Raw genomic sequence first — 3,203 nt, 5'->3', positions numbered from 1 at the left:
CCAATAGTAGCTGGCTTATTCATAGGTGGTTTCTGGCAAGTATTTGTTATGTTTGGTTTACATTGGGGATTAATACCAATATCAATGAATAATTTATCATTATTAGGTAGTGATCCAGTAGTAGCAACTTCACTGCTTGTTTCTTTCGCACAAACTGGTGTAGTTATGGCAATAATGGCAAAGACAAAAGACAAAAAATTAAAATCATTATGTATTCCAGCAGTTATTTCAGGTTTCTTTGGAGTTACTGAACCAGCTATTTATGGTATTACTTTACCAAGAAAGAAACCATTTATATTAAGTTGTATAATTGGAGCTATTACAGGCGGAATTCTAGGGTTATTTGGATCGAGAATTTATAATATGGGTGGTATGGGGTTATTTATTATTCCTAGTTATATTAACCCAGCTGGTATTGATAAGGGATTCTATGGAGCAATTTTAGCTTCGATTGTAGGATTAGTATTAGGATTTATAGCAATGTTTGTTATGTATAAGGATGATACAGAGGTTACAAAATGAGATAGTATTTAAGCTATAACTAAAATTTCAGGTCTAATAAGCAAAGAAGTTTTAGTTAGTCCAATAATTAGAAAATGATAGTGTATATAAAGTAAAATATGAAAACGGTAATTATATAGTTTAATCCATTAATCATATGATTTATGTGGAGATTAGAGCGAAATGAAATTTTTGTTTTAAGTAAAGTATAACAAAATATGGAGGAGATATTATGAAAAAGAAAATTTTATCATTATTTTTAGTAGGCGTATTATCAGTAGTTTCATTGGGGTGTTCCAGTAAAGTTGATGAAACTTCAAAAAATAATACAGAAAGTAAGCCAGTAGAAATTTATTTAACAAGGCATGGAAAAACTATGTTAAATACAACAGAAAGAATGCAAGGCTGGTCAGATGCACCATTAACAGAGCCAGGAGTGGAAGTTGCTGAATATCTAGGTAAAGGTTTTAAGGAAGATGGAGTGAAGTTTGACTATGTATATTCAAGTGATAGTGGACGTGCTATAGAGACTGCAAATATAGTTTTAGATAAATCTGCTCAAACGGATTTAAAATTAAATCAAGATAAGGGTTTGAGAGAAGTATGTTTTGGAATTTATGAAGGTGAAAAAACTATGGAAGCATGGGCAGATGTAGCAAAGGCTAATGATATGACTATAGATGAGATGATGAAGGATTTTAATATGTCAAAAAATCTTGATTTAATGGATAAAGTGCCAGGAAATGAAATAGCTGAAAATTCTAATGAGCTTGCGGAAAGAGTAAAATCAACAATTGATAAAATTGTAAAGGATACAGAAGTCAATGGTGGCGGCAATATATTAATTGTATCACATGGTATTACAATAATCTCTTTCTTGGAAAATGTATCTCCAGGATGTACAGCAGATTTAAAATCAGGATTAGAAAATGCGAGTGTTTGTAAAGTAAAATATGAAAATGGTACTTATACAGTTGAATCTGTTAATGATATGAGTTATGTAGAAAAAGGGAAAAATACTAATTAAAACTATATAGTTATTAAGTCTGATTTATTAAATAGTAATGATAAATATTAAATTAAATAAATGCTTTATTTAGGAGGAAATGATATGTTAAACAAAAAGTTAAAAAGGTTAGTTTGTGCTACAGTAACTTCAATGATGTTATTTTCAACTGTAACAGCTTTTGCTGATGAGTTAGGGAGTGGTGAACAAGTAACTGCTAAATCAATTAGCGTTACTGGAACATATGATATTATTGTAAGAGGATTTGACTGGGGGCCAGGAGTTACTCAAGCAGTTATTACACTTGATAATGAAGTAAGTGATGTAAATAAGGATACATTTAAAGTAAAAGAAACAAAACAGGGAATGGCTGGAATTGAAGAAACGGAAAGAATAATATTAAATGCCTATGTAAGTGATGAGAATGGAAATAGAGTAGAAGGTGTTTCTAAAAATGTAACAATTGAATTAGCGGTAGGTCCAGAAGTGGGTAATCCGTTTGTATTTAGTTTTGAGACATTTGCTAACAGCTGGGCAGATCCATATTATTTAAATGTAACACTAGCTAATGATTCAAAATTAAAAGTTGGAGATAAAGTAGTTGATGAATTAAATATTAGATCTGAGTATGTTAATAGAAAAACTCCTACAGTAGATGCATTTAAGGAAGAAACATATGCTGCTGAAGGGGATATATCCATGAAATATGCTCATTATTCACCAGAGTTTGATAATAAAAAAAATCCGCTTATTATATGGCTTCATGGAGCTGGTGAAGGTGGAAGTGATACATTAATAACTACATTAGGAAATGAAGTTGGAGAATTAATAACACCAGAAATACAAGATAAATTTGGCGGTGCATATGTATTAACACCACAATCTCCAACAATGTGGATGGATTCTGGTAGTGGAGAAATGGATTCAACTGGTAAGACAATATATGCGGGTTCATTAATGAATTTAATAAAATCTTATGTTAATTCTAGTGAGGATATAGATACAAATAGAATTTATGTTGGTGGATGTTCTAATGGTGGTTACATGACTATGAAATTGATTTTAGATAATCCAGAATATTTTGCAGCAGCATATCCAATATGTGAACCATATAGTGATGCCGCTATTACTGACAAGCAGTTAGAAGGAATTGAAAATTTACCTATTTGGTTTACGTATGCATTAGGAGATGAACTAGTTGATTCTTATTCAACATCAATTGCAACAGCAAAGAGATTAAAAGCTATTGGAAATAAAAATGTTAAAATATCTGAATTTGAAAAGGTAATTGATACATCAGGTTTATATAAAAATGAAGATGGAAGTCCATATGAGTACAATGCACATTGGTCATGGATATATGCATTTAATGATGAATGTGTGGATGGAGATGATAGTCTATGGTCTTGGCTTTCTGAACAAGAAAAAGTACAGTTAACACAGTTAGAACCATCTAAACCAATGGAAAAACCAGAAAAGCCAGGTGATGATAATATAGAAAAACCAGGTGACGATAATATAGAAAAACCAGAAGAGCCAAGTGATGACGTTATAGAAAAGCCAGAAGAGCCAGATAATAATAGAAATGATTCAAGCATATCAACTGGAAAAGATGAATTACCTAATACTGGAGCACCTATATCTTCAATGTCAGTAGTTATTATGGGAGTATTATCTACAGCTGTAGGTATTAGAA

General features: G+C 31.3%; 3 protein-coding genes. All 3 read left to right on the top strand.

Annotated features, from left to right (window positions below; translation table 11 throughout):
* Positions 1-522, top strand: a 522-nt coding sequence (locus E6248_RS14750) for a PTS transporter subunit EIIC (RefSeq protein ID WP_316341541.1), incomplete at its 5' end; no start/stop codon positions are given.
* 211 nt (positions 523-733) lie between these two features.
* Positions 734-1,528 (top strand): histidine phosphatase family protein, encoded by a 795-nt coding sequence (locus E6248_RS14745; RefSeq protein ID WP_316341540.1) that lies wholly within the window; start codon positions 734-736, stop codon positions 1,526-1,528.
* Between the two features lie 84 nt (positions 1,529-1,612).
* Positions 1,613-3,203 (top strand): prolyl oligopeptidase family serine peptidase (locus tag E6248_RS14740; protein ID WP_316341539.1); only part of this gene is annotated, 1,591 nt, incomplete at its 3' end.

The organism is Clostridium sp. (genome assembly GCF_032552055.1).
Classification (GTDB): Bacteria; Bacillota; Clostridia; order Clostridiales; family Clostridiaceae; genus Clostridium.
This window is presented reverse-complemented; position numbering and strand designations above follow the sequence as displayed.

Excerpts from the sequence above, each read along its gene's own strand:
- E6248_RS14745 (WP_316341540.1), top strand. The coding sequence starts at position 734 with ATGAAAAAGAAAATTTTATCATTATTTTTAGTAGGCGTATTATCAGTA.